Here is a 25,767-nt window from a genome sequence, read left to right on the forward strand (position 1 = left end):
ACCGTATGACGATTCGACGATCATCTAATGATCGGCTGGGGGTCCTGCTCGTCCTCGCGGTGGGCACGTTCACCGTCGGCACCGACGGGTTCGTGCTCAACGGCCTGCTGCCCGCCATCGCCGCCGACCTGCACGTGACGGAGTCCGCCGCGGGCCAGCTGACCACGGTCTTCGCCCTGACGTACGCGATCGCGTCCCCGCTCATCGCCGCGTTCACCGGCGGCTGGGACCGCCGGTGGCTGCTGGCCGGCGGCATGGTCCTGTTCACCGCCGGCATGGCGGGCCAGGCGCTCGGCACGTCGTTCGCCGTGGTCGCCGTAGCGCGGCTGCTCGCCGCGGTCGGCGCGGCCGCCTTCCAGTCCAACGCCTACGTCCTGGCCGGCGCCCTCTCCTCCGCGGAACGCCGGGGCCGCGCGCTCGCGACCGTCGCCGCCGGGATGAGCGTGTCGATGGTGCTCGGGGTGCCGATCGGCGTGCTGGCGGGCACCTGGTTCGGCTGGCGGGCGGTGATGTGGGGGATCGGGGCGGCCGCCGTGCTCGTCGCGGTGCTGATCCCGCTCATCCCCGAGGTCCGCGTGCCCGCGGCCGGGCTGCGCGCGCGGCTCGAGGTCGTCGTCCGGCGCCCGGTCGCCCGGGTGCTGCTCGTAACGGTCTTCGGCACCCTTGCCGGCTTCACCGTCTTCGTCTACCTGCCCGTGCTGGTCGCACCGGTCGCGAGCGGGGCGGTGCTGTCGTGGGTGCTGGTCGGGTCCGGGCTCGGCCAGGTGATCGGGACGACGGTCACCGGCCGGGCCACCGACCGCTTCGGGCCGGCCCGCGTTCTCGCCGTTTCGCTCGGCGGCACCGCCGCCGTGCTCGCCGTCCTGGACCTCGCCGTGCGGTCGCTGCCCGGCGCGATGCTGCTCGCGCTCTTCTCCGGTGTCTTCGTCGGCATGCTGATGGTGCCGCAGCAGCACCGGCTCTTCACGCTCGCGCCGGACGCCCCGACCGTCGCGCTGGGGATGAACGGCTCGGCGATCTACGTCGGCGGCGCACTCGGCTCGGCGCTGGGCGGCCTCGTGCTCGCGGCCGCCGGGCCGGCCTGGGTCGGTCCGGCCGGCGCACTGGCCGGGCTCGCGGCGCTGGGCGTCGCGGTCAGGAGAGCTTCGCCGACCACTTCTCTTCGATCCGCCCGAACCGCCACACCGCCAGTGCGATGACCCACGTCAGCACGAACAGCCCGACGATTCCGAAGCCGACGTAATCGAGGTTGACCGAGGCGATCGCGGCCAGCGGCCCGCTCGTGATGGCCAGCTTCTCGGCGAGGATCGACACGAGCTCGATGGTCCCGATGAGCAGCGCGACCGCGACCGACAGCGCCGTCACCGTGATGTTGTAGAAGATCTTGCGCACCGGCTTCGCGAACGCCCAGCCGTAGGCGAAGTTCATGAAGCAGCCGTCCACGGTGTCGAACAGGCTCATCCCGGCCGCGAACAGGATCGGCAGCACCAGGATCGCGTACCACGGCAGCGCGAACGTCGCCGCGCCCGCGGCCAGCACGAGCAGCCCGATCTCGGTCGCGGTGTCGAAGCCGAGGCCGAACAGCAGCCCGACCGGGTAGATGTGCCACGGCTTGCGCACGGCCTTCGTCGCGCCACGCAGCAGCCGGTTCAGCACGCCGCGGTTGTCCAGCTGGCGTTCGAGCGCGGCTTCGTCGAATTCGCCGCGGCGCATCCGCCGGAACACGCGCAGGATCCCGACGAGCACGACCAGGTTCAGGATCGCGATCACGTACAGGAACGCCCCGGAGACGGACGTCCCGATCACGCCGGCGGCCTGGTGCAGCGCCGACGAGCCATTCTCGACCTGCCCGGCCAGCGCCCGGACGCCGAGGGAGAGCAGCAGGCACAGCACGAACACGATCGTCGAGTGCCCGAGGGAGAACCAGAAGCCGACCGAAAGCGGCCGCTGGCCGTCGCCCATCAGCTTGCGGGTGGTGTTGTCGATCGCCGCGATGTGGTCGGCGTCGAACGCGTGCCGCATGCCGAGCGTAAACGCCGTGACGCCCAGCCCGATCCCGAACACGCCGGACGTGCCCAGCGCGTAGTGCCGGGGGACGACGAAGGCCGCCAGCACCACCCAGCCCACGACGTTGAGCAGCAGGATGAACCCGGCCATCCCGCCGATCGAGACCCACTCGCGGCGCGTCAGCCCGCGCCACGAGCCCTCCGTCGTGTCCGCCATGGCCACCCGCCCTTCCTCATCTGAGAGGTTAGACAGGTGAACAGATGAAGGACAGTGACCGCCGGGGCTTCGCGCCGGGGGCTCCGCACCCGGAGCCCCCGAAAGCCATCAGCTCGCGCGCACCCGGAGAGTGTCCAACGCCTTCCGCACGTGCCCGCCGGACGCGTGCAGCGCCTGGGCGGCGTTCGGCACGTCCTCGCCGGAAAGCAGGTGCACCAGCGCCACCTTGAGGTCGCCCCCGGCCTCGGTGAGCGCGTCCGAGCAGTCCGCCATCGTCATACCGGTGGCTTCCTGCAGGATCCGGATGGTCCGGCCGCGCAGCTTGGCGTTAGTGGCCCGCATGCTGACCATCAGGTTGGAGTAGGTCCGGCCCAGCTTGATCATCGTCGCGGTGGAGAACGACGTCAGGATCATCTTCTGCGCCGTGCCCGCCTTCATCCGGGTCGAGCCGGCGATCGCCTCCGGGCCGGTGTCGACGGCGATGAGCACGTCGACGCCCGCCGGCTTGGCGGCCTTCGGGTTGCCCGACACCAGGCCGGTGCGGGCGCCCAGGCGCGACGCGGCCAGCAGCGCGCCCAGCACGTAGGGCGTCCTGCCCGACGCCGTCAGCCCCAGCACGAAGTCGCCCGGCTGGACCATCGCGGCCATCTCCGCGGCCCCCGCCGCCGAGTCGTCCTCCGCGTTTTCGACGGCGTGCCGCAACGCGCGCTCGCCGCCGGCGTGGTGCGCGATGAACCAGTCGCCCGGCACGTTGAACGTCGGCACCAGCTCGGCCGCGTCCAGGGTCGCCAGGCGCCCGGACGTGCCCGCGCCGACGTAGTGCACCCGGCCGCCGGCCCGCAGGGCGTCCACCGCGTAGTCGACCGCGCGCGCCACCTGGGGCAGCACCGCGGCCACGGCACCGGGGACCGTGCGGTCCTCGGCGTTGATCGCGCCCAGGATCCCCGCGGTGGACATCAGGTCGATGTCCTGGGTGCGGGGATTGCGGGTCTCGGTCGGCGAATCGACGTGCACCGCCTGCACGGGGACGGTCATCATGCGCCTCACATTTTCTCCGGCCATTACTTGCCGGTTTCCCGCGGACGGCGACGACCGTCCGGCCTGACCCCCAAGCGGTGGGAGCCCACTGCGTCCCGGGTCGCGTCCAGTGCGCTGACCGACGCGTCCATGTGCCGCTGCGCGACGCCGATGAACAGGCAGTCGATGACGGTGAGCTGGGCGATGCGGCTCGCCGTGGCGCCCGATCGGAACGTGGTTTCCCGGGCCGCGGTCGTCAAAACGTGGTCGGAGACCTCGGTGATCGGCGAGCGCGGGAAGTTCGTCACGGCGATGGTGATCGCGCCGTGCTCGCGGGCCACGCGCAGCGCCTCGACAGTGTCGGTGGTCGCGCCGGTGTGCGAGACGCCGATCGCGACGTCACCGGGGCTCAGCACCGCGGCCGAGGTGAGCATGATGTGCGTGTCCGACCACGCGAAGCACACGCGGCCGATGCGGTGCAGCTTCTGCTGCAGGTCGGCGGCGACGAACGCGCTGGCGCCCACGCCGTAGACGTCCACGCGGCCGGCGCTCGCGACGACCTCGATCACCTTCTGCAGCGTGGCGACTTCGAGCTGGTCGGCCGTCTCCTCGACGGCGCGCGCGTCGGCGAAGCTGACCTTGCCGATCACGGCGGCCAGGTCGTCCTCCGGGCCGATCTCGCCGCCGAGGTTGCGCGTGGTGCGCGCCTCGGTGCGGGCGGTGTCCGCGGCCAGCGCGATGCGCAGCTGCGGGTAGCCGCCGACCCCGACGGCCTTGCAGAACCGCGTCACCGTGGTCTCGCTCGTGTTGGCGGCCAGGGCCACCTCGGTGATGCTGCGCCGCGCGACGGACGCGGGGTCTTCCAGCACCACCTTGGCCACGCGCTGCTCGGCGCGGGCCAGGCCGGGGAGCAGCGACCGGATCCGCACCAGCGGGCTGGAGTCGGCGTCCCGCACGGCCGGTTGGACCGATACGGCCTCGGACGGTGCCGAGTCGACTACGGATTCGGTATCACTCACCGTCGGAAAGTTACTAACCGTTGGCATCTGTGACAAGGCTACCCACACCCTTCGGTCGGATCGCAACCCGTCCGTGTCTGCGGATCTGGATTTGCGATTAATCACTGACCAGAAAGTCGCCAACCAGGTCGACCTTGTTAACGAGGTCAAGCTAACGACTTGGCAACTTAGTGTCGCGGTGCAAGCAGCAAGCGGACGGTAAATTCGGCCGCGCGGTCGACGGTGGGCGACCGATCGGTCACCGAGAGCTCAGCTGCCAACCCTCTGCGACGAAAATTGCCGGGTCCCGTTCACCGTCGAGAAGTGATCGGCCGCCCTCGGTGACTTTCACACCGTCCACCGAAACGCCTCTTCCGGTGTAACTCGGGTCGGTGCTGTAACGCCAGCGGAGGCTGACCGTCGCGCCCTGCGGCAGCGTGCCCACCGCCCGCCACCAGGCGCGGTGCCCGTGTCCGGAGAGCGACGTCACGGTTCCGGAGGGTGCCCCCGGTCCGGAAACCGCCAGAGCGACCGGTTGCCAGTTAACGCCGTCGGTGCTGGCCTGCAGCTGAAGTGGATCACTGCTGCCCTCGGTGTCCACGAAGGCAGCGAACGAGACGCGCGCTTGATCACTATGCGTAGTGAACGGCCGGGTGCTCAGCGTGGCCACGCTGGCGTTACCCAGTGTGCTCGTCCAAGCGTCCTTCCCGGCCACCGGCCGCACCGCCATGGCCCGGGCCAGCGACGTCGCCCAGACCTGGCGGGCGGTGTTGATCGAGCCCCAGTTCCGGGTCGGGTGCACCCGGTTGGTCAGCAGGATCGCGAACGAGCGCGATTCCGGGTCGATGACCAGCGTCGTTCCGGTGTAGCCGGTGTGCCCGGCGGTGACCGGCGACGCCAGCGCGCCCATGTACCAGGGCTGGTCGAGCTCGAAGCCGAGGCCGTGCGAGTTGTCCGGGAACTGCTGGTTGTAGTTCGTCAGCAGCTGCCGGACGGTCTCCTGCCGCAGGATCCGGTGCCCGCGGTAGCTGCCGCCGTTGAGGATCGTCTGGGCCAGGGTGGCCATGTCGCCCGCCGTGCTGAACACGCCGGCGTGCCCGGCGACGCCGCCGAGCGACCAGGCGTTCTCGTCGTGCACGCTGCCGCGCACCAGCCCGCGCGGCGGGTTCGCCTCGAACTCCGTCGCGGCGATCCGGTTCAGCTTCGCGGCGGGCGGGTTGTACCCGGTGTCGGCCATGCCGAGCGGCGCGGTGATCCGGTCGTGCACGACCTTGTCGAGGGACTGCCCGGTCAGCTTCTCGACGATGAAGCCCAGCGTCAGCAGGTTGATGTCCGAGTAGAGGTACGTCGTCCCGGGCTTGTTCTTCAGCGGGCTGTCCAGCACCGCCTGCCGGCGCGACGGGATGTCCGGGTAGCCGGCCCACAGCGACGGGATCGGGTCCGCATCGAAGCCGGAGGTGTGCGTGAGCAGCATCTTGACCGTGATGGCGGCCTTGTCGCCGGTCGCGAACTCGGGGAAGAAGCGGCTGACCGGCGTGTCGATGGTGAACTGGCCGCGCTCGACGAGCTGGAGCACGGCGATCGAGGTGAACAGCTTCGAGATCGAAGCCATGTCGAAGATCGTGTCGTTCTTCATCGGGACCTGCTGGTCCGCGGGCAGCTCGGTGCCCTGGGCGTCGGCGTACCGCAGCGCCCCGCCGACCGCGTACCGGTCGACGACGACGCCGTCGTGCGCGAGCAGGCCCACCGCCCCGGAGAAGTGCGGGTGCCCGGAAGTGTCCGGCCGGGTCCAGCTCGCCAGGAAGTCCTCGGCCGCCTTGATCGGCGCCGGGTCCAGGTGGACGTCCCGCGGTGGTCCGTCGCGCAGCGTCGTCCACGGCGGGGCGAACCCCTGCTGCGGCCGGTCGAAGCGGCCGGCCGCCGGATCGTGGCTGGTGATGGCGCTGGCTCCAGAGTCGGACACGGTCAATGTGGTCAGGGCGACCAGCACTCCGGTGGCCGCGACGAGGACCTTCCTAGCACGCACGAGTTCCCCCTCAGCGGTAGAGCAGGTAGTGGCGACGTCTCCGGTCGAACTCGGCCAGCTCGGCCCGCCAGGCGCCGGTGACCTCGTCGACGCCCGCGCCGGCGTCGACCATGGTCCGGAGCCGGTCGGACCCGGACAGCTTGTCGATGTAGTTGTCCGGCCGCCAGGCGAACACGTCGGGGTGCAGCGCCTTCGCCGTGACGAGCATGGCGACCGCGGTCCGGATCGCGTCGAAGGCCCGCGGGTCCTCGACGCTCACCTGCACGCCCCCGCACGTCTGGTTGACGAACTTGCTGAACGTGGGGACGAAGTACGTCTCGCGGAACCGGGCGCCCGGCAGGGCGAGGTCCTCGAGCTTCTCCCGCCAGCGCCAGTCGAGCCCGGGCGCGCCGATGATCTCGAACGGCCGGGTCGTGCCCCGGCCCTCGGAGAACACCGTGCCCTCGAACATCCCGGTGCCCGGGTAGACGAGCGCGGTGTCCGGCGTCGGCATGTTCGGGCTCGGCAGCACCCAGTTCAGCCCGGTCCGCGCGAAGAGCGTGTCGCGCTGCCAGCCGCGGACCCGGACGACGTCGAGCTTCCCTGCTTCGTCCGGCAAGAACTCTCCGGCGAAGAAGCGGGCGAGCTCGCCGACGGTCATGCCGTGCTGCTGGGCGATCGGCTGCCGCCCGATCCCGGAAGCGAACTTCGGGTCGAGCACCGGCCCGGCCGCCCGGCCGCCCAGCGGGTTGGGCCGGTCCAGCACGACGAGGGCGGCGTTCGCCTTCGCGGCGGCCGCCATCGCGGTGTAGAGCGACCAGATGTAGGTGTAGAAGCGGGCGCCGACGTCGGCGATGTCGAACACGACCGTGTCGACGCCGGCCTTGGTGAACAGCGAAGCGAGCTTCGTCGCGTCGGCGCCGTACGCGTCGTAGACGGGTATGCCGGTGCGAGGGTCGGTGTAGTCGCCTTCGGAGCCGCCGGCCTGCGCGCTGCCGCGGAAGCCGTGCTCGGGGCCGAAGGCGGCCACCGGTTTCACCCCGGCGGCCACCATCGAGTCGACGATGTGGTCGCCGTTCAGCAGGACGCCGGTCGGGTTGGACAGCACGCCCAGCTTGCGGCCCTTGAGCGGCTGCCAGCCCTGCGCGGCCAGCTGCTCCGCGCCGGTGAGCACGCGGCCGTGGCCTTCGGCCTGCTCCGGTTGCGCCCCGGCCACGGCGGAGCCGCCCGCCAGCGCCGGGACGGCGAGCGCGCTCGCGCCGAGGAAGTGGCGCCGGTTGAGGTTCACCAGGTCAGCCCGTGGCCGAAGGGGTACTTCACGGTCTGCACGTCCGCGCCCGCCGGGATGTCGACCGGCAGTTTCCCGACCGGCTTCGTCTCGCCGAGGATCACCTTGGCCAGCGCTTCCAGGGTCGGCCCGATGTAGCCGTAGGTCGCGAGCCAGGTCCGCACGGCGCTCGGGTAACCGGCGTCGTACGGGATCTGCGCGGCGACCGCGACGACCGGCTTCCCGGTGGCCTGCAGCGCGTCGAGCAACTTCGTCTGCAGGGGGTAGGTGGCGATGTTGTTCGTCAGCACGACGACGAGGTCCGCGCTCTGCGCCTGAGCGACGGCCTGTGCGATCTGGGCGTCCGTCGGCGTCTGGCCCGTTTGGTAGGCCGTCGCGGCGGTGCCGTGGGCCGTCAGCTTCTGCGCGAGGGTCGCCGTCGTCGAGACGCCCCAGCCGGTGACGAGCGTCGTCGCGGGCTTCTGCTTCAGGGGCAGGAGCCCGGCGTCGTTCGAGATGGCGGTGATGCCGCGGTCGGCGATGTCCTGCGCGGTCGCGAGGCTCGACGGGATGCCGACGGTCTGCATGACCTTGCCCGGGTCCACGAACGGCGAGAACAGGATCCCGCGCTTGAACTTGAGCGTGAGCACGCGCAGCACGCTCTGGTCGATCCGCCGCATCGGGATGTCCCCGGACTTAACGGCGGCGAGGACCGAGTTGATGGCGACGTCCAGGTGCACCGGCATGAGCAGCTGGTCGACGCCCGCCTTGAGCGCGAGCACCGGGATTTCGGCGTCGGTGTGCAGCTTGCGCACCCCCTCCATCTCGAGGGAGTCGGTGATCACGACGCCGTGGTAGCCGAGCTCGTTGCGCAGGCGGTCGGTGATGATCGGCTTCGACAGCGTCGCGGGTTCGAGCGACGGGTCGAGGCTCGGGAACTGGATGTGCGCGCTCATGATCGAGTCGACGCCGGCCGCGATCGCGGCCTTGAACGGCGGCACGTCGGTGGCCCGCCACTGCGCCTCGGTGCTGTCGATCCGCGGCAGCCCGGTGTGGCTGTCGGTCGGCGCGGCGCCGTGCCCGGGGAAGTGCTTGGCCGTCGCCGCCACGGTCTTCGTCGGGAAGCCGGAGTCCTGGAAGCCCCGGACCTCGGCCCGGACGAAGTCGCTGGCCAGGCCCGGTTGCCCGGAGAAGGACCGCACGCCGATGACCGGGTTGACGGGGTTGGAGTTGACGTCCGAATCGGGCGCGAAGTCCTGGTTGATGCCGACGGCCCGCAGTTCGCGGCCGAGGATGGTCGCGGCCTGCGTCGCGCGGCCGGTGTCCCGGCCGGCGGAGATGGCCATGGCGTTCGGGAACTCGGTGGCCGGCGCCCCCATCCGCGTGACCGTGCCGCCTTCCTGGTCGGCGGCGATCTGCAGCGGGATGTGCGCCCCGCTGGTGACGGCGGCTCTCTGGAGGCCGTTGGACAGCTTCGCGACCTGCACGGGGTCGTCGAAGTTGTCGCGCGTGGCGTTGTTGAAGTAGATGACGCCGCCGAGGTGGTACTTCTCGATGACCTGCGCGGGGGTGTCGACGCCGAAGTCGCTCTGGTTCTTCGGGTTGACCTCGTCGGCGGTCTTGCCGTTCACCCAGGTGACGAACAGCTGTCCCACCTTCTGCTCGAGCGTCAGCCCCCGCAGCGCCTGCGTCGCCGCGGCCTCGGCTTGTGCGTCCGCGCTCACCCGCGGTGCGCTCGCCGCGGTCGCGACACCCACACCGGTGAAGGCGAGCATCCCCGCGACGGGCAGGGCGAGCGCATGGAACCTCCGATTTCGGGTCGTCACGACCAGCCTCCCAGAAGTAGCGGGCGCCGGTCGGGACGTCAGAAGTCCACTCGGAGGCGCCAGTATCGGGAAGCTACTCACCGAATCCGGTGATGTCCATCGACCGACCGCACGAACGGCCCAGTCGTACCCGGATCGGTAAGAAAGCCCCCCGTTCGCCGCCCGCCCCCAGGTCCGAACGGGTGGCCCCACCCCCGCGAGTCCCGTCCCCAGTCACGCGAGTCCCGTCCCAGTCACGGGAGTTCCGTCCCCGCTCACGCGAGATCCGCTCCCGATCACATGAGATGACCCTCTGATCACGCGTGATGGCCCGCCAATCACACGTGATGGCTCTTCAATCACGCGTAATGCCTCTTCGATCACGCGTGAAGCCCGGCGTACCCCCACATGGACGAGGCGGCGCCCGTGACCGAAGGGTCACGGGCGCCGCCTGCAAGCGCGAACATCTCGGGCGACCAAGCGTGCAACTCTGGTCGTACCTACATGGACTCGGCGTGTGGCGTCCCACTACGCAGTCCCTAGACGACGAGCCTCCCGCGGCGCGCTGCGCGTGGGTACCCGGAGTCCGCGCACGGAGGTTTGCCGGGGTGGAACAGGCTTCTCTTCTACCTGTTCCCTGGCCGACCGAACGTCCGCACCTACTTTCTACGCCGTGAGCCGGGTCACTTCAAGTGCGCGGACGGGTGCACCGGTACAGAGGCTGGATCGGGTGACACCGGCACCCTGCGCGACGGACAATTCGGGGCTGGGCCAAGCAAAGATGAGGTCGTACGGCCGTGTGGGTGGTGGTCGACGGCTACCGGGACCGACGGCGGCGGTTGAGGCCGTACCAGGTCGCCCCGGCGGCCACCGCGCCGACGCCGAGCGCGACCATCCCGGCCGACCGCGTCGGGATCCGGGTGCGCAGCGACATCGGGCGGTCGAAGGCCAGGATCGGCCAGCCGCGGTCGAGCGCTTCGCGCCGCAGGAGCTTGTCCGGGTTGACCGCGTGCGGGTGCCCGACGACCTCGAGCAGCGGGATGTCGGTGCTCGAATCCGTGTACGCGAAGCACTCCGCGAGGTCGTAACCGTGGGTCGCGGCGAGCTGCTTCGCGGCGACGGCTTTGTTGGCCCCGTAGCAGTAGAAGTCGACTTCGCCGGAGTAGCGGCCGTCGACGATCTGCATCCGCGTGGCGACGCTGCGGGTCGCGCCGAGCATCTCCGCCACCGGTGCGACGACCTCTTCGCCGGTCGCCGACAGCACGATCACGTCGTGGCCGTCCTCGCGGTGGCGGGCGATCAGCTCGGCCGCCTCGGCGTACACGAGCGGGTCGACGACGTCGTGCAGGGTTTCGCGGACGATCGCCGACACCTGGGCGACGTCCCAGCCGGCGCACAACGCGGAAACTTCGGCGCGCAGCCGCTCGGTTTTGTTCTCGTCCGCACCCGAGAGTGAGAACACCAGCTGGGCGTAGGCGCTTCGCAACGCCGCGCGACGATTGATCAATCCTTCTTTCAAGAGGGGCTTGCTGAACGCCAGTGCGCTCGAGGAAGCGATGATCGTCTTGTCCAGGTCGAAGAACGCGGCCACCGCGTGCTCCGGGCCCGGCTTCCGGATGCGCGACGGGGCGCTGCTCGGTTCGGCCACCCGCCCAGGATAGGAGCTTGATCGAGGCGCGTCCCGTTGATCCACCACGCGCGCCCCGCGCCGGGCGGAAAATCCATTACAGGCAGGCACTTCGGGCGCGCTGTGCCGTTACCGAACTGTGTGCCTCATCCGGTGCGCGAACCGGCGCCGGGCGGAGTTACAGTGAGGGAGCCCGGTGTCCAACCGGGCCGGTTCAGTCCGACCCCCCGGGGCTGAACCCACGGCGGCCCCCGTCCCTCCCCCCTGGCGGGGGCCGCCCTCTTACCTTCCGTTTGCCTTTTCCGGCTTTCGCGCCGGGTGGATTCCGCTTTCGCGCCGGCGTTCTTACCTTCCGCTTACCTTCGCCGATTTCCGGAATCACGTCGTGCGGATATCGGTGCCCATTTTCCGCCGCAGATGCGTCGCGGGCGGGCCGGGATCCTGCCACACCCCACCGACGGAACCGTCCGCGAGCCGGTCCGTGCGCGGCAGTTGTCCACAACACCCCGGTTGTCCACAGCCGGCCTCCCGCCCCGTTGTGCCCCACCGCCCCCGCCCGCGACGGTGGAAGCCGGGCCACCCACGGCCCGCACCGACGACGGGGGAGGAACGCATGACGGGGCAACGACCGCTGGTGATCGCCGCGGACGAAACCGTGCTCGACGAGATACTGCGGGTGGCCGCGGTCGCGGGCTGCGAACTCGACCGGGCCCCGGACCTGATCGCGGCGGGCGGGCACTGGGCCCGCGCGCCGCTGGTGGTCCTCGACGAAGAAACCGCGCGGCTGCCACCCGTACTGCCGCGGCGCGGCGGGATCGTCCTGGTCTGCAAGGGCAGCCCGGGCCCGGAGACGTGGGAGCACGCGTTCCGCGTCGGCGCCGAGCGCGTGATCTCGTTGCCCGACGAAGAGACCGCGCTCGCCGGCGCGTTCGCCGACGTCGTCGAGACACCGGCGGAGCAACCGGGTCTGGTGCTCGGCGTGGTCGGCGGCCGGGGCGGTGCGGGCGCGTCCGTGTTCGCGGCGACGTTGGCGCTGACGGCCGACTGCGACCCGGGTGGCGCGCTGCTGGTCGACTGCGACCCGCTCAGCGGCGGCCTGGACGTGTTGCTCAGTCTGGAAAAGACACCCGGAGCGCGCTGGCCGGACGTACGGCTGAGCGGCCGCGCGTCGGTGTCGTCACTGGCCGCGTCCCTGCCGCAGCGAAGGCACCGCGGCGGCAGCCTGCCGGTGCTGACGTGCGCGCCCGAAGGCGAAGGCCCGGCGGCCGAGTCGCTGTCGGCGATCCTGTCGGCCGGTCGCCGGTCGGGCCGCACGGTGGTGTGCGACCTCCCGCGCACCCTCGGCGAGGCGGCCGAGGAGGTGGTGCTGCGGGCGGACCTGGTGCTGCTGGTGGTGCCGCTGGAGATCCGGGCGTGCCTGGCGGCGAAGAAGGTGCTGAACCGGCTGTCGAAACTGACGGCCCGCATCGGCGTGGTCACTTGTGGACACTCGAAGGATCCGGCCGTCCGCACGGCCGCGCTCCTCGGGCCGCCCCTGATGGCCGCCATGCCTCCGGAGCGCGGCTTGTGGGCCGCGCTGGAGCGCGGCGAGTTCCCGGTGAAGCGCAAGGGGCCGTTGGCCAAGGCGGCGACCGACATCCTGGCGATCGCCCGCCGCGAAGCTCAGGCGGCCACCCGATGACGCCCGGCGACCTCCGCCCCACGAGCGCTCCGACCAGAGTGGCCGAGCTGCTGCTGCCGACGGTGCTGACCCTCCTGAGCCGCGGCCCGGGCACCGCGGCGAGCTTTTCGACATTGCTTCCGCCCGAGCCGCCGGGGCCCGGAACCCGCCTCGCGCAGCGGGGCACCGATCCTTCGCGGCCGCATCCGGAGCCACCTCCCCAGCCGTCCTCGGGCACCCGCGTCACCGCGGCAAGCGGTCACCACCCCGGCAGCTGTCGAGCAAGGCAGGTGAATCCATGACCATCGACTTCGTGGACCGCGTCCGCAACCGCCTCGCCGGCGACCGCCGTCAGGCCGATCCGGTCGCCGTCGCAACCGCCGTCCGTGCCGAAGCAGGCGGCGTCCTCGGCCACGACGCCGTCCTCGACGCGGCCCGCCGGGCCCGTGACGAGTTCGTCGGCGCCGGCCCCTTGGCGCCGCTCCTCGAGGATCCGGCTACCACCGACGTGCTCGTCACCGGCCCACATGAAGTCTGGACGGACGGCCCGCAAGGCCTCGTCCGCACCGGCATCCACTTCACCGGCGAAGAGTCCGTCCGCCGCCTGGCCCAGCGCCTCGCCCTCGCGGCCGGACGGCGCCTCGACGACGCGCAGCCCTACGTCGACGGCTGGCTGCCCGGCGCCGGTCCCCACGGCCGGATCCGCGTGCACGCCGTCCTCCCGCCGATCGCGGCCGCCGGCACCTGCCTGTCCCTCCGCGTCCTCCGGCCGGCGACGCACGACCTCGCCACCCTGGAGAAGCTCGGCGCGTTCGACGAAGCCGGCGCGAAACTCCTCCGCACCGTCGTCTCGAGGCGGATGGCGTTCCTCGTCACCGGCGGCACGGGCGCGGGCAAGACCACGCTCCTCGCCGCCCTGCTCGGCGCGGTCGATCCGGGTGAACGGATCGTCTGCGTCGAGGACGCCGGCGAGCTGCAGCCCGCGCACCCGCAGTTCGTCGGTCTCGTCGCCCGTCCGCCCAATGTGGAGGGTGCCGGGACGGTCGGCCTGCCCGAGCTCGTGCGCCAGGCGCTGCGCATGCGTCCCGACCGGCTGGTGGTCGGCGAGGTCCGCGGCGCCGAGGTCGGCGCGCTCCTCACGGCGCTGAACACCGGCCACGACGGTGGCGCTTGCACCGTGCACGCCAACTCCCCGGCCGAGGTGCCCGCCCGCATCGAGGCACTGGCCGCGCTCGGCGGCCTCGGCCGTGAAGCCGTGCACAGCCAGCTCGTCGCCGCGATCCGCGTGGTGCTGCACATGCGGCGCGAGCCAGGCGGCCGCCGGCGGCTCGCCGAGGTCGGCGTGCTCCGCGCCGAACACGGCCGGGCCCGGGTCGTGCCGGTGTGGCGCGCGGGCCGGTGGACGGTCGATCGCCACCTCTTCGCGACGTCGGGGGCGATCGCGTGCTGAGCCTCTTGCTGGTGCGGATTTCGGTGCTGCTGAACGCTTTCCCGCGCCTCCGAAGGAGGCGGCCGTGATCGCCCCGTGGTCCTTGCTCTGCGCCGGCGCGGCTCTGGCGTGCTGGCCCGCCGCGCCGAACCGGCTCCAGGTGGCGGTCGAGCCACCGGCCACCGTCCGCATCCCCGAGGTGTGGCGCATCTTTCGCTGGCTGCTCCCGGCCGCTTTTGCCGGCTTGCTCGCGGGAGTCGGCGGCGCGCTCGCCGCCGTCGCGCTGACACTGGCGTGGCACCAGGAGTGGCGAGCCCACCGCCGGGCCACCGCGGAGCTCGCGCTGGCCGCGCACACCGCGACCGCGTTGCGGACCATGGTGGCCGAGCTCCGATCCGGTGCGCACCCGGTCACGGCGGCGGAGGCCGCCGCGGACGTGGTCCCGGCCGTCGCGGGCGAACTCCGCGCCCTGGCGACGGCGGCCCGGCTCGACACCGAGTTGCGCGCACCGGCTCTGCCTCAGCTGGCTGCGGCCTGGACGCTGGGCAAGCGGCACGGCCTCCCGATGGCCGACGTCCTCGACTCGGCCCGTCGCGACGCCGAGGCCGGTCTGGCGTTCGGCCGCCGGATGCGCACCAAGCTGGCCGGGCCACGGGCGAGCGCGGCGGTGCTCACCGGGCTCCCGGTGCTGTGCGTGCTGCTCGGCCAGGCCATGGGCGCGGCTCCACTGCCCGTGCTGATCGGCAGCCCAACCGGTCAAGTGCTGCTGGTCGCCGGGTGCGTCCTGCTCTGGGCGGGAACGGCCTGGTGCCGGGCCCTGACCGGACGGGTGCGGATCCGGTGACCGCCATCGCGCTCCTGCTCTTCGCCGGGGCGGTGCTGAGTTGGCCGGACGAAGCCATCGCACGGCGTTTCGACCGGCTTTTCGGCGACCCGCAGCCCGTCCGCAAGGTGTACCGCGCGATCCCGCACATCGCGGCGACGGTGGGTGGCGTCTCGGCGGCGGTGCTGGTCGGCGGGTTCGCCGGGGTGGTGGCCGGCACAATCGTGACGGCGACCGGGTGGTGGGCGATCCGCCGTGGCCGCCGTCCGCGCCCGGCGGTCGTGGACATCGCGGCCAAGCTGCGGCTGGCGGGAACGCTCGACCTCCTCGCCGCCTGCCTGCGCGCCGGGCTGCCGGTGCCCTCGGCCCTGGAGGCCGTGGCCGGCACGGCGCCCGCGGTCGCGAGGGCGGCGCTGAGCTCGACGGCCGGGTTGCTCGCCTTCGGCTCCCGGCCGGACGAGGCCTGGGCGCCGGTGCAAGCCGTCCCGGGCCTGGGGGAGCTGGCAGCCGCGGCGATCCGGACGTCCCGGTCGGGCGCGGCGTTCGCCACGGCGGCGGGCGACCTCGCCGGACGCTTCCGCGACGAGCTGGCCACCGAAGCCGAGGAACGCGCGGAACGGGCCGGCGTGGCGCTCGCTCTACCGGTCGGGCTGTGCTTCCTGCCCGCCTTCTTCTGCCTCGGCGTGCTGCCGGTCGTCCTCGGCCTCGCGGGACGGCTCGGTCCGCTCTTCTGACCCAGAACTCCTATCGAAGGGAAACCCCATGCGCGCGTTCCGCCGACGGCCCCGTTCGGACGACGGTTCCACGACGGTCGAGTACGCCATCGTCACGGTCGCCGTCGCGGCCTTCGCTGCCGTCCTCTACTCCTTGCTCACCGGGGACTCGGTCGTCTCGTGGCTGACGAACCTGGTCATGAAGGCCCTGTCGGTGCCGTCATGAGACGCCGGGACGAAGGTTCGGTGACGGTCGAGGCCGCGCTCGGCTTGGCCGGCTTGACGGTGGTGACGGTCCTGCTCGTCGCGGGCCTCATGGCCGTGACGAGCCAGCTGCGCTGCACGGACGCGGCCCGCGAAGCAGCACGGCTGCTGGCGAGAGGCCAGCCCGAGCAGGCAGCGGCCGCGGTCCACGAGGTAGGTCCGCCGGACGCGAAGCTGGCCTTCGAGCGAACCGGCGACACGATCACGGCGAAGGTGACGGCCCACCCGGCGGCAGGCTTTCTCCCGGCCATCCACCTGGCCGCCACGGCCTACGCGGTGGCGGAGCCGGGCACGGAGGTGACCGATGCCCCGGGCTGACGGACGAGGCGATGACACCGGAGCGGCCACGATCTGGACGGCAATGGCGGTGGCGGCCCTGACCGGAGTGGCGACGCTCGCGCTGTGGCTGGGCGCAACGCTGGCGGCTCGCCACCGGGCGGAGTCAGCAGCGGACCTGGGTGCGTTGGCCGCGGCTTCCCACGCGAGCGAAGGACAGGCCCAGGCATGCGAACGCGCGAGATGGGTGGCTGACCGGATGGGAGTGACGCTCCGAACGTGCCGCTGGCAAGGACCCGACGCCTTGGTCGAGGTCGAAGCGCACGGCCCGGCTTTCGCAGGCCTGCCGAACCCATCCGCCCACGCCCGCGCCGGCCCGGCGGCCGACCTGACGCCACCGCCAGCGACGCCGGTGCCGTGGGGAGGCCTCGGCGATACGCCCACGAGCCCGCTGCGCACCCACGGATGAACCCCGCTCGCAACACGGTGAGCCCGCAAACACAGGCGAATCTGGCTCCGCATCGATGGGCCCTGCCGCGCGCCGGAGTGCGGTGGGTGGACCGCCATCAGCGCGGCTTCCTCGGCGTGCTCCACCGCCGACTTCGCGGCGGCCCTGTGGACGAGCCCTCGTGCCCACCTCCGGGCGATCGCGCAGCTCGGCATGCGACTGGCGCTGAGTCACGTCCAGCATCGGACCGGCGTTCGCGGCTGCGCCCGACCCTGTCCGGCGCACCATCGCGGCCTCCGGTGGCGCTCGTCGAGCAGGCCGCCCTCCCGCGGCCGACCGTGTCGCGCTTCTGCGACACACCGCCCGCCAGCGCCGCCCGCCAGCGCGCCCGTCCGCCCGGCCCGCCAGCGCCGCCCGGCCCGCCAGCGCCGCCCGGCCCGCCAGCGCCGCCCGGCCGCGCCGCCCGCCAGCGCCGCTCGGCCGCGCCGGTCGGCCGCGCTGTCCGGCCGTGTCGCACTTCTGCGACAGCTCGACCGGTCGCGCCGCCTGGCCGTGCCGCCCGGCGGACGCCGACCGGTCGGTATGGGGCGATGACCGGCTGATCCGCCGGGCCGGGCGATGAGCGGCTGATTGTCACGGGCAGCGGTCGTTGGTGCACGGCGAGCGGTCGAATTCGCTGCTCACCTGCGCCGAAGCGGTGCGCCGAAGCCGTCGAACCGGCGTCCGGAACGCCGCGGATCCTGGGCTTTCGCACGACGAACGGTCCGTGTGCGGTCGCCGTTCACCGTTCAGGCGCGCCCGGGGATTCGGTCGGGCCGTAGGGGTCACTGGGCGTTCATCGCCTCGTAACCACCGGTTGTCGCGTGGGGGTTCCGGGCAATGTGCAACTTGCCGTTAAGTGAGATGTGCGACACCACGACCGGGTTTAGCGGGTCGCTGAGAACCGGAACTTGAAGGCAGGAAACACAATGTTGGACGCGAATTGGCCGGACAGCTGGCGCGGTGCCTTCCGCATCGAACTGCGGGCGGAGGCGATCGGTCTCGCCTGGCGCGGCTGGCCGGTGCTCCCGGGCGTCAACCCCGCTCCGCTCACCGACGGCGACGACCTCGCCTGGCGCCGTCCGGTTCCGGCCAGTGAAGCCTGGCGCGAGCAGCTCGGCACCCACGCCCACGAGGTCGCCACCTGGTTCTCCGACCGCACCCACAGCCTGCTCGTCGCCACCGGCACCGTGCTCGACGCCATCGAGGTCGACGACGAACTCGGCAAGCGCGCCTGCCGCCTCCTCCGCGCCCTCGGCCACCCCGCGCCCATCATCGCGCTGCCGAACGGCCGCTGGCTCTTCCTCACCACCGTCGCCGACCGCGTTCCGGCCGAGCTGGCCACCCGCGCCGCCATCCAGTGGCACGGCAAGGACAGCTACATCCCGCTGCCGCCGTCGCCGTTCCAGCACGGTGTCGTGCACTGGCGCGTCAAGCCCGAGGTCTGCGGCTGGCAGCTGCCGGACGCCGCCGAGGTGCACGACGTCCTCGTCCGCGCGCTGGCCGGCGCCGCAGCCCCGCAGCTGGTCCAGACCAGCGCCGCCTGACGCGGCGGTCTGAACCAACTCGAACCACCGCCGACGGCCGGTCCCAGCCCGGCCGAGGCGGAGCACGACACAACTCCATGGACCACCAAGTGGCCGTTCTAAGCACCGTGTTGACGCAACGCCCCGAGCACGGCGCCCAGCACGGCCACCGCCCCCGCCTTGTCCAGCGGTTCGTTGCCGTTCCCGCACTTCGGCGACTGAACGCAGGACGGGCACCCCGTCGGGCACTCGCAGGAGACGATCGCCTCCCGCGTTGCGGCCAGCCACGGGACAATCGCGGCATAACCGCGTTCGGCAAATCCCGCACCCCCGGGATGCCCGTCATGCACGAACACCGTCGCCTCCCCGGTGTCTTCGTGCCACGCGGTACTCACCCCGCCGATGTCCCAACGGTCGCACGTAGCGAACAGCGGTAGCAGGCCGATCGCCGCGTGCTCGGCGGCATGCAGGGCACCGGGGACCCGTGCCGGAACCAATCCGGCACCCCCCGGTGTCCTGCCACCCTCGTGAACGGGCCCCCGACCGTTCGCCAGGGGTTCCTCCCCGGTCCCCACCGGCCCCGCAGATTCGGTCCCCACCCGATGGCCCCCGGTCCCCGCCTCGCCATCGGCCGTGCAGTTCCCGAGCAGTTCCGCGGACACCGTGTACCAGACCGCGCGCGTGCGCAGGCTCTGCTCCGGCAGGTCGAGCGGCGTGTGGTCCAGCACCTCCCCGGACGGCCGCCGCCGCAGGTAGCCGACCACCTGCGACGTCACGGCCACCTCGCCGAGGCAGACGCTCACCCCGCCGTGGTCCTGCTTCTCCTGGGTGCTCAGCACCGAGATGTCGACGATCTCGCGCGGGGTCGTCGTCCAGTCCGGGTTCTCCGCGTGGACCAGCGCCAGCCCCTGGTCCAGGTCCAGCTCGTCGACGACGTACGACGCGCCCTGGTGCAGGTACACCGCGCCCGGGTGCACGGCGAAACAGGCCGAGCCCGGGTCGACCGTCCCGAGCATCCGGCCGGAATCCGATTCGACGACCGCGATCTGCTCCCCGCCGGTGCCGCGGATGCCGACCTCGGCGTGCGGCCGGTCCCGCGAAGTCCAGTACCAGCCGCTCGACCGGCGCCGCACCAGCTTCTGCTCCGCCAGCTCGGCCAGCACTTCCTGGGCCGCCGCCCCGCCGAACACCTCCAGCTCGGGCAGCGTCAGCGGCAGCTCGGCCACAGCGCACGCGAGCTGCGGCGCGAGCACGTACGGGTTCGCCGGGTCGAGCACCGCCGTCTCGACCGGCCGCGAAAGCAGCGCCGCCGGGTGGTGCACCAGGTACGTGTCGAGCGGGTCGTCCCGCGCGACGAACACCACCAGCGCCGAATCGCCGGAACGGCCCGCCCGGCCGGCCTGCTGCCAGAACGACGCGAGCGTGCCCGGGTAGCCGGCCAGCACCACCGCGTCCAGGCCCGCGATGTCGACGCCGAGCTCCAGGGCGTTCGTCGTCGCGACGCCCAGCAGCCGCCCCGACAGCAGTGCGGCCTCCAGGGCGCGGCGCTCCTCCGGCAGGTAACCGGACCGGTACGCCGCAACGGTTTCCGTCAACGACGAGTCCACTTCGGACAGTATGCGACGGGCCCCCAGCGCGGCCAGCTCCGCGCCCCGCCGCGACCGGATGAATGCCAGCGACCGCGCGCCCTCCAGCACCAGGTCGGCGAGGATCCGCGACGTCTCCGCGCCGGCCGACCGCCGGACCGGTGCGCCGTTCTCCCCGGTCAGCTCCTCCAACAGCGGCGGCTCCCACAACGCGACCGTCCGGGCGCCGCGAGGAGAAGCGTCCTCCGTCACGGCGACACACGACACCCCCGTCAACCGCGAAGCGAACGAAGCAGGCGAAGCCGTCGTCGCCGAAGCGAGCACGAAGACCGGCGAAGCGCCGTAGTGCTCGGCCACCCGCCGGAGCCGGCGAAGCAGCAGAGCGACGTGCGAGCCGAAGACGCCGCGGTAGCTGTGGCACTCGTCGACCACCACGCAGCTGAGCCGCCGGAAGAACGTCGCCCACCGGCCGTGCGCCGAGAGGATCCCGCGGTGCAGCATGTCCGGGTTGGTGAACACCCAGTTCGCGTGCGCGCGCACCCAGTCGCGCTCCGCCATCGGCGTGTCCCCGTCGAAGGAGGCCGCCCGCACCCCCGGCACGTCCAAAGAGGACACCGACCGCAGCTGGTCCGCCCCGAGCGCCTTGGTCGGCGACAGGTAGAGCGCGTTCGCCTTTTCGCCCGCCGCGAGCCGGGACAGCACCGGCAGCTGGTAGGCGAGCGACTTGCCCGACGCCGTCCCCGTCGAAATCACGACGTGCCGGCCCTCGTACGCGTGCGACGCCGCCTCCGCCTGGTGCGTCCAAGGCGCCGAGACGCCGCAGTCACGCAACGCAGCGACAACCGCCGGATCCGCCCACGACGGCCACTCTGCGTAGCGCGCGGCGCGGCCCGGCAGGTCCGCGACGTGCGTGACCGGGTGCTCGCGCGACGGGACGCCGGCGGTCACCCGCCTCAGCAGCCGCTGCCCACGTGATTCGTCCACCCGCCGAGCTTGGCACAGGGGTACGACACTTCTGGCATCCCCAGCTGCGCCAACGGATCGGCGGCAGGGTGATCGATCAAGTGAGGAGACTCACAAGGTAACGGAATGTACCGTCACCGGGACGGCGTGAAGACGCTGGTTGCGATACCAATACACTCCCGCAATCCACACCCTCTGTGGTGAGCGTCATGTGAGACGTGCATTGCTGCCCGGCTAGCGTGTCGCTCGGTACAGGGTCCATGCCAGCGCCGGCCGTGTCGAACCCTCGGCTTGCCGTCGACGCTGGCGATCGGCGACGTCTCATGGAGGACGAATGTCACGGCAGTTCCTCGCGGAGGGCGGCGGAAAAATCGCCCTCTCCGGAGGTGGCTACACGATTGTCGGTGTAGTCGCCGTGGTCGCGCTTGCCGCACTCGTCATCGGCTACGTCTTGCTCAAGGAGGTGCTGGCCGCAGGCCAGGGCACCGCCAAGATGCAGGACATCGCCAAGGCGGTGCAGGAAGGCGCGGCCGCGTACCTCAAGCGGCAGCGGAACACCCTCGCCATCTTCGGCGTGATCGTGTTCCTCCTGCTCTTCATCCTTCCCGCGGACGACTGGAACGAGAAGATCGGCCGCTCGATCTTCTTCCTGGTCGGTGCGGGGTTCTCGTTCGCCATCGGCTACCTCGGCATGTGGCTGGCGACGCAGGCGAACCTGCGCGTCGCGGCCGCGTCGCGTGAGGAAGGCGGCCGCGAGAAGGCGATGCGCGTCGCGTTCCGCACCGGTGGCGTGGTCGGCATGATCACCGTCGGCCTCGGCCTGTTCGGTGCCGCGGTCGTCGTGCTGGTCTACGCCGGCCAGGCGCCCAAGGTGCTCGAGGGCTTCGGCTTCGGCGCCGCCCTGATCGCGATGTTCATGCGTGTCGGCGGCGGTATCTTCACCAAGGCCGCCGACGTCGGCGCGGACCTGGTCGGCAAGGTCGAGCAGGGCATCCCGGAGGACGACCCCCGCAACGCCGCGACCATCGCGGACAACGTGGGCGACAACGTCGGTGACTGCGCCGGCATGGCCGCGGACCTCTTCGAGTCCTACGCCGTCATGCTGGTCGCCGCGCTGATCCTGGGCAGCACCGCCTTCGGCGTGCACGGCCTGATCTTCCCGCTGATCGTGCCGGCCATCGGCGTGGTCACCGCCGTCATCGGTGTCTACATCACCAAGGCGCGCGCGGGCGAAGGCGGTCTGGTCACGATCAACCGCTCCTTCTACATCTCCGCGGTGATTTCCGCGGTGCTGTCGGCGATCGCGGCGTTCGTGTACCTGCCGAGCAGCTTCTCCGACTTCGGCGCGGACTTCGCCCAGACCACCGGCAACCCGGCGGTCATCGCGACCGTCGCGGTGATCATCGGCATCGTGCTCGCGGCGATCATCCTGAAGCTGACCGGGTACTACACCGGCACCGAGTACAAGCCGGTCAAGGACGTCGGCCGCACCTCGGAAACCGGCCCGGCGACGGTCATCCTGTCCGGCATCTCGGTCGGGTTCGAGTCCGCTGTGTACACCGCCCTCGTGATCGCCGCCGCCGTGTTCGGTGCCTACCTGCTGGGCGGCGGCATCGCGCTGTTCGCCGTGGCGCTGGCCGGCACCGGCCTGCTCACCACGGTCGGCGTCATCGTCGCGATGGACACCTTCGGCCCGGTTTCGGACAACGCGCAGGGCATCGCCGAGATGTCCGGTGACGTCGACGAGAAGGCCGCGCAGATCCTCACCGAGCTGGACGCGGTCGGCAACACCACCAAGGCGATCACCAAGGGCATCGCGATCGCCACCGCGGTCCTCGCGGCGACGGCGCTGTTCGGGTCCTACTCGGACGCGATCACCAAGACGCTGTCGGGCATGGGCAACGGCGTGGTCACCGGTCTCGACGCGGCCAAGTCGTTCGTCAACGAGATCGTCAGCCCGAACACGCTCGTCGGCGTGATCATCGGTGCGGCCGTGGTGTTCCTCTTCTCCGGCCTCGCGGTGAACGCGGTCTCCCGCGCCGCCGGTGCGGTCGTCTTCGAGGTCCGTCGCCAGTTCCGCGACATCCCGGGGATCATGGAGGGCACCACCCGTCCCGAGTACGGCAAGGTCGTCGACATCGTCACGCGCGACTCGCTGCGTGAGCTGACGACGCCGGGTCTGCTGGCGGTCTTCGCCCCGATCGCGGTCGGCTTCGGCCTGGGCACCGGCGCGCTCGCCGGCTACCTGGCCGGCGCGATCGCCTGCGGCACCCTGATGGCGATCTTCCTCGCCAACTCCGGTGGCGCGTGGGACAACGCGAAGAAGCTGGTCGAGGACGGCAACCACGGTGGCAAGGGCTCGCCCTCGCACGAGGCCACCATCATCGGTGACACCGTCGGTGACCCGTTCAAGGACACCGCCGGCCCGGCGATCAACCCGCTGATCAAGGTGATGAACCTGGTCTCCGTGCTGATCGCGCCGGCCGTCGTGCAGTTCTCGATCGGTCCCGACGAGAACGCCGCGGTCCGCATCATCATCTCGCTCGTCGCGGTCGCCGTGATCGTGGCGGCGATCGTGGTGTCGAAGCGGCGGGGCACCGTCATCTCCGACACCCCGGCCGAGATCAAGGCCTGAGTTCCACGATGACCCCCGGGCCCGGTGCGCAGCGACGCGTGCCGGGCCCGGGGCCTGCCATCCCAGAAAGGCCCGGCGACTTGCGAAGCACCACCGAGTCGGTACCGTCGGGCCTGCCGGGACGCCGTCGGGCAGGAGGTACGCGGGTGCGGCAGCGCTCGACCGTCTTCGCCGCCCTCGCCACGACGATCACCATCGGACTCGCCGGGTGCGGGCAGCCCGCCCCGGCGCCGTCGCCGCCGCGGGACCAGGACCTGCCGGTGACGACCGTGGTGCCCCGAGCCGATCCCGCGGCGAGGTGGGCGGGCGGCTACTGCGACGCGGTGACGCACCTGGTCCGCGCGCTCGCGGCCCTGCCCGCCGTCGACCCGAGCACCCCGCAGAACGCGTCCCGGACGTCCAGTGACCTCCTTTCGTCGGTCGTCGCCGGCCTCGACGAGAGCTTGGCCGGGCTGAAGGCGCTCGGGGCGCCGCCGGTGGCGTCGGCGGACGGCGGCCGCAAGGACGTCATCGCGCAGTTCGCCGGCATCCGCGCGGAGGCCGAGAACGCGCGACGGCGCATCGAAGCGGCCCGCGGGAACGCAGCGGCGACGAAGGACGCTCTCGGCCAGGCCAGGGCGACGCTCGACCGCATCGACGCGCTCGACTACCTCAAGGGCCTCAAGGACGTGCCGGCCCTGGCGGCGGCCCAGCAGCGCGCGCCGTCCTGCCGCCGGCTGGATCAGCCTGCCGGCTGAAGATCCGCGCGGGACCTGCCGCGAATCGAACTTGTGTTCTAGTATGGCGCGGTGGATCGGACGATCTCGCTCTTTTCCGCCGAGGCCAGCGGGCCGGGTCTGGGCGACCTGGCCGGCCTGTTGTGCTGCCACGGCCAGATCACCGGTTTCGGGCGCACGGCCGCCCGGCTGTCGGTGGTCGTCGAGGAGCCGTGGCGGGCCCACGTCCTGGCCGGCGAGTTCCGTTGCCGCGGCGCGGACGCCCAGGTGTCGAAGGCGGACTGCGGCCGTCCACAGGTGCGCACGTCGTTCCGGGTCGACCTGCTGCCGCTCGCGGTGCGGTGGCTGCGTGCGGGCTGCGCGGGCCCGGCCGAGGACGATTCGGGCAAGGCGGTGCCGGACGGCTTCCGGCTGAGCGGCGCGATGCTGCGGATGTGGGCGCTCGCCGGCGGCCGTCCCGGGACGCAGGGCTACCTGCTGGGCGTCGACCCGCTCGCCCCCGGCATGCACGAGCGGCTGGTCGAAGCGCTGACGCCGTTGGGCGTCACGGCGAAGCTGACCGGCCCGAAAGCCGAGGTCCCGGCGGTCAGGGTCACCGGGAAACGCCGGTTGGAGGCGCTGCTGGAGCTGATCGGGGAGCCGCCGCCGGGCGCCGAGGCGGCGTGGCCGGGTGCGGCGCCGCAACCCGTCCCGCACCCGGAGGCCGTGACGAGCACGGCCTGACCGGGTGCGAGAGCGGCGTCAGGGCCGGGGCAGCGTGCAGCCGGCCTGCGTGAGCGCGATTTCGTTGGCCGCGGTGAGGCAGGCGGGAATGCCGTAGGTCTCCTCGCCGTAGTTCGTCTTGTAGTGCACGGTGACGTTGCCGGCCTGGTCGACCTCGCACGGGTTGTTCTCCGTGCAGCGCTCGCCGTCCTCGTTGCCGGTGTTGTTCACGCCGACGACCTTGCCGCCGGAGATGATCGGGGAGCCGGAAGTACCGCCGATGGTCTGGCAGGCGGAGGTGTAGCGGATCGAGTCCTTCCAGGTCCAGCTGCCCTCCTTCAGCCGGTAGACGAACCCGTCGATGTTGCAGGAGTAGATGCGCTTCCAGTAACCGGAGACGACGTCGATCGGCGCGCCGGCCGCCGGGTGCGCGTTCGACAGCTCCAGCGGCGAGATCCCGTAACTCGCTTTGATCTGCGCGTAGGTGGTGGTGAGCTGGTAGAGCGAGACGTCGGTGTCGGTCATCGTGCCGTAGACGATCTTCTTGGCCCGGAGCGTGGCCTTGTTGCTGCCGCTGGCGGTGAGCAGCGTGAACGTCCGGCTGGAGGCGCGGTTGGTGATCACCTCACCCGGGCCGGGGAAGCCGGTCTCGAGGCAGTGCCCGTTGGACATGACGAGCGCGGGCGCGGTGTCCGGCGTCGCGGCGGGCTTGACGACCGACCCCGAGCAGTTGGACAGCGCCACCGTGCCGGCGAAGTTCGCCGCGGCCGCACTCGCCGGAGTGGTGCCCAGTAATACTGTGGCGGTCGCGGCGGTGAAGAGGGCGCCGAGCAGGCGTCGGGTCATGGCGGATCCTTTCGGCTGGGCGGGGAACCCAGTGAAGCGGTGACGTCCCGGCGCCCACCACCGTCGAACGGAGGGTATCCGGACGGTCACGCGCTAGGCTGCGCAGGACGTGGCCGAAATCACGTGGCAGGTACGTTGGGGAAACATCGTCGAGGTCAGCGGCGATGCGCTGGGCACAGGACCGGCGGCGTGTTGGGCC

At 71.8% G+C, this 25,767-nt stretch carries 21 protein-coding genes; 12 read left to right on the forward strand and 9 right to left on the reverse strand.

Annotated features, from left to right (window positions below):
- Nucleotides 1-5: 5 nt before the first annotated feature.
- Complete coding sequence (locus ACLJOU_RS05540) at nucleotides 6-1,199, forward strand: MFS transporter (protein WP_410563745.1); 1,194 nt, start codon at nucleotides 6-8, stop codon at nucleotides 1,197-1,199.
- On the opposite strand, the gene ACLJOU_RS05545 is transcribed toward ACLJOU_RS05540, so the two are convergent.
- The 7 genes from ACLJOU_RS05545 to ACLJOU_RS05575 all read right to left on the reverse strand — a co-directional run bounded on the left by ACLJOU_RS05545 (nucleotide 1,135) and on the right by ACLJOU_RS05575 (nucleotide 10,963).
- Nucleotides 1,135-2,223 carry a HoxN/HupN/NixA family nickel/cobalt transporter gene (locus tag ACLJOU_RS05545; protein WP_410563747.1) on the reverse strand — a complete coding sequence of 363 codons (1,089 nt, stop codon included), beginning with the start codon at nucleotides 2,221-2,223 and terminating at the stop codon, nucleotides 1,135-1,137. The genes ACLJOU_RS05540 and ACLJOU_RS05545 overlap by 65 nt on opposite strands.
- Nucleotides 2,224-2,331: 108 nt before the next feature.
- A complete protein-coding gene (locus ACLJOU_RS05550; RefSeq protein ID WP_410563749.1) occupies nucleotides 2,332-3,261 on the reverse strand; it encodes an N-acetylmuramic acid 6-phosphate etherase in 930 nt (309 codons plus the stop codon).
- Between the two features lie 23 nt (nucleotides 3,262-3,284).
- Nucleotides 3,285-4,286, reverse strand: coding sequence for a MurR/RpiR family transcriptional regulator (locus tag ACLJOU_RS05555; RefSeq protein WP_410563751.1), 1,002 nt, complete (start codon nucleotides 4,284-4,286; stop codon nucleotides 3,285-3,287).
- A 211-nt stretch (nucleotides 4,287-4,497) separates the two neighbouring features.
- Nucleotides 4,498-6,228, reverse strand: coding sequence for a serine hydrolase (locus ACLJOU_RS05560; RefSeq protein WP_410564744.1), 1,731 nt, complete (start codon nucleotides 6,226-6,228; stop codon nucleotides 4,498-4,500).
- Between the two features lie 46 nt (nucleotides 6,229-6,274).
- Nucleotides 6,275-7,531, reverse strand: a complete 1,257-nt coding sequence (locus ACLJOU_RS05565; RefSeq protein ID WP_410563754.1) for an exo-beta-N-acetylmuramidase NamZ domain-containing protein — start codon at nucleotides 7,529-7,531, stop codon at nucleotides 6,275-6,277.
- Nucleotides 7,528-9,285, reverse strand: coding sequence for a glycoside hydrolase family 3 protein (locus ACLJOU_RS05570; protein ID WP_410564746.1), 1,758 nt, complete (start codon nucleotides 9,283-9,285; stop codon nucleotides 7,528-7,530). The genes ACLJOU_RS05565 and ACLJOU_RS05570 overlap by 4 nt, the downstream gene beginning before the upstream one ends.
- Before the next feature lie 847 nt (nucleotides 9,286-10,132).
- Nucleotides 10,133-10,963, reverse strand: a complete 831-nt coding sequence (locus ACLJOU_RS05575) for an HAD family hydrolase (protein WP_410563757.1) — start codon at nucleotides 10,961-10,963, stop codon at nucleotides 10,133-10,135.
- 592 nt (nucleotides 10,964-11,555) lie between these two features.
- Here ACLJOU_RS05575 and ssd point away from each other — a divergent pair.
- The 8 genes from ssd to ACLJOU_RS05615 all read left to right on the forward strand — a co-directional run bounded on the left by ssd (nucleotide 11,556) and on the right by ACLJOU_RS05615 (nucleotide 18,141).
- On the forward strand, nucleotides 11,556-12,623 hold the full coding sequence (ssd, locus tag ACLJOU_RS05580; RefSeq protein ID WP_410563759.1) for a septum site-determining protein Ssd: 1,068 nt from the start codon (nucleotides 11,556-11,558) through the stop codon (nucleotides 12,621-12,623).
- Between the two features lie 277 nt (nucleotides 12,624-12,900).
- Nucleotides 12,901-14,052: a TadA family conjugal transfer-associated ATPase gene (locus ACLJOU_RS05585; protein WP_410563761.1), complete on the forward strand. Its 1,152-nt coding sequence runs from the start codon at nucleotides 12,901-12,903 to the stop codon at nucleotides 14,050-14,052.
- A gap of 64 nt (nucleotides 14,053-14,116) precedes the next feature.
- The gene (locus ACLJOU_RS05590) at nucleotides 14,117-14,875 is read left to right on the forward strand and encodes a type II secretion system F family protein (RefSeq protein ID WP_410563763.1); all 759 of its coding nucleotides are present in this window, start codon (nucleotides 14,117-14,119) and stop codon (nucleotides 14,873-14,875) included.
- The gene (locus ACLJOU_RS05595; protein ID WP_410563764.1) at nucleotides 14,872-15,588 is read left to right on the forward strand and encodes a type II secretion system F family protein; all 717 of its coding nucleotides are present in this window, start codon (nucleotides 14,872-14,874) and stop codon (nucleotides 15,586-15,588) included. The genes ACLJOU_RS05590 and ACLJOU_RS05595 overlap by 4 nt, the downstream gene beginning before the upstream one ends.
- Nucleotides 15,589-15,616: 28 nt before the next feature.
- A complete protein-coding gene (locus tag ACLJOU_RS05600) occupies nucleotides 15,617-15,793 on the forward strand; it encodes a DUF4244 domain-containing protein (RefSeq protein ID WP_410563766.1) in 177 nt (58 codons plus the stop codon).
- Complete coding sequence (locus tag ACLJOU_RS05605) at nucleotides 15,790-16,149, forward strand: TadE family type IV pilus minor pilin (protein ID WP_410563768.1); 360 nt, start codon at nucleotides 15,790-15,792, stop codon at nucleotides 16,147-16,149. Before ACLJOU_RS05600 ends, ACLJOU_RS05605 begins: the two co-directional genes overlap by 4 nt.
- Entirely contained in the window at nucleotides 16,136-16,576 is a 441-nt protein-coding gene (locus ACLJOU_RS05610; protein ID WP_410563769.1) for an Rv3654c family TadE-like protein, read from the forward strand. The genes ACLJOU_RS05605 and ACLJOU_RS05610 overlap by 14 nt, the downstream gene beginning before the upstream one ends.
- 947 nt (nucleotides 16,577-17,523) lie before the next feature.
- Complete coding sequence (locus ACLJOU_RS05615; RefSeq protein WP_410563771.1) at nucleotides 17,524-18,141, forward strand: bifunctional DNA primase/polymerase; 618 nt, start codon at nucleotides 17,524-17,526, stop codon at nucleotides 18,139-18,141.
- Nucleotides 18,142-18,239: 98 nt separating this feature from the next.
- On the opposite strand, the gene ACLJOU_RS05620 is transcribed toward ACLJOU_RS05615, so the two are convergent.
- Nucleotides 18,240-20,654 carry a DEAD/DEAH box helicase gene (locus ACLJOU_RS05620; RefSeq protein WP_410564747.1) on the reverse strand — a complete coding sequence of 805 codons (2,415 nt, stop codon included), beginning with the start codon at nucleotides 20,652-20,654 and terminating at the stop codon, nucleotides 18,240-18,242.
- Between the two features lie 349 nt (nucleotides 20,655-21,003).
- Between ACLJOU_RS05620 and ACLJOU_RS05625 the strand changes: the two genes are divergently transcribed.
- The 3 genes from ACLJOU_RS05625 (at nucleotide 21,004) to ACLJOU_RS05635 (ending at nucleotide 24,743) form a co-directional block, all read left to right on the forward strand.
- Nucleotides 21,004-23,304, forward strand: coding sequence for a sodium-translocating pyrophosphatase (locus tag ACLJOU_RS05625; protein WP_410563773.1), 2,301 nt, complete (start codon nucleotides 21,004-21,006; stop codon nucleotides 23,302-23,304).
- A gap of 146 nt (nucleotides 23,305-23,450) precedes the next feature.
- Nucleotides 23,451-24,041 carry a hypothetical protein gene (locus ACLJOU_RS05630; RefSeq protein ID WP_410563775.1) on the forward strand — a complete coding sequence of 197 codons (591 nt, stop codon included), beginning with the start codon at nucleotides 23,451-23,453 and terminating at the stop codon, nucleotides 24,039-24,041.
- A gap of 51 nt (nucleotides 24,042-24,092) precedes the next feature.
- Nucleotides 24,093-24,743, forward strand: a complete 651-nt coding sequence (locus ACLJOU_RS05635) for a hypothetical protein (protein ID WP_410563778.1) — start codon at nucleotides 24,093-24,095, stop codon at nucleotides 24,741-24,743.
- A gap of 18 nt (nucleotides 24,744-24,761) precedes the next feature.
- On the opposite strand, the gene ACLJOU_RS05640 is transcribed toward ACLJOU_RS05635, so the two are convergent.
- A complete protein-coding gene (locus ACLJOU_RS05640) occupies nucleotides 24,762-25,568 on the reverse strand; it encodes a serine protease (RefSeq protein ID WP_410563780.1) in 807 nt (268 codons plus the stop codon).
- Nucleotides 25,569-25,767 lie beyond the last annotated feature (199 nt).

Origin of the sequence: Amycolatopsis sp. cmx-4-61 (assembly GCF_046548775.1) — a bacterium.
Classification (GTDB): Bacteria; Actinomycetota; Actinomycetes; order Mycobacteriales; family Pseudonocardiaceae; genus Amycolatopsis.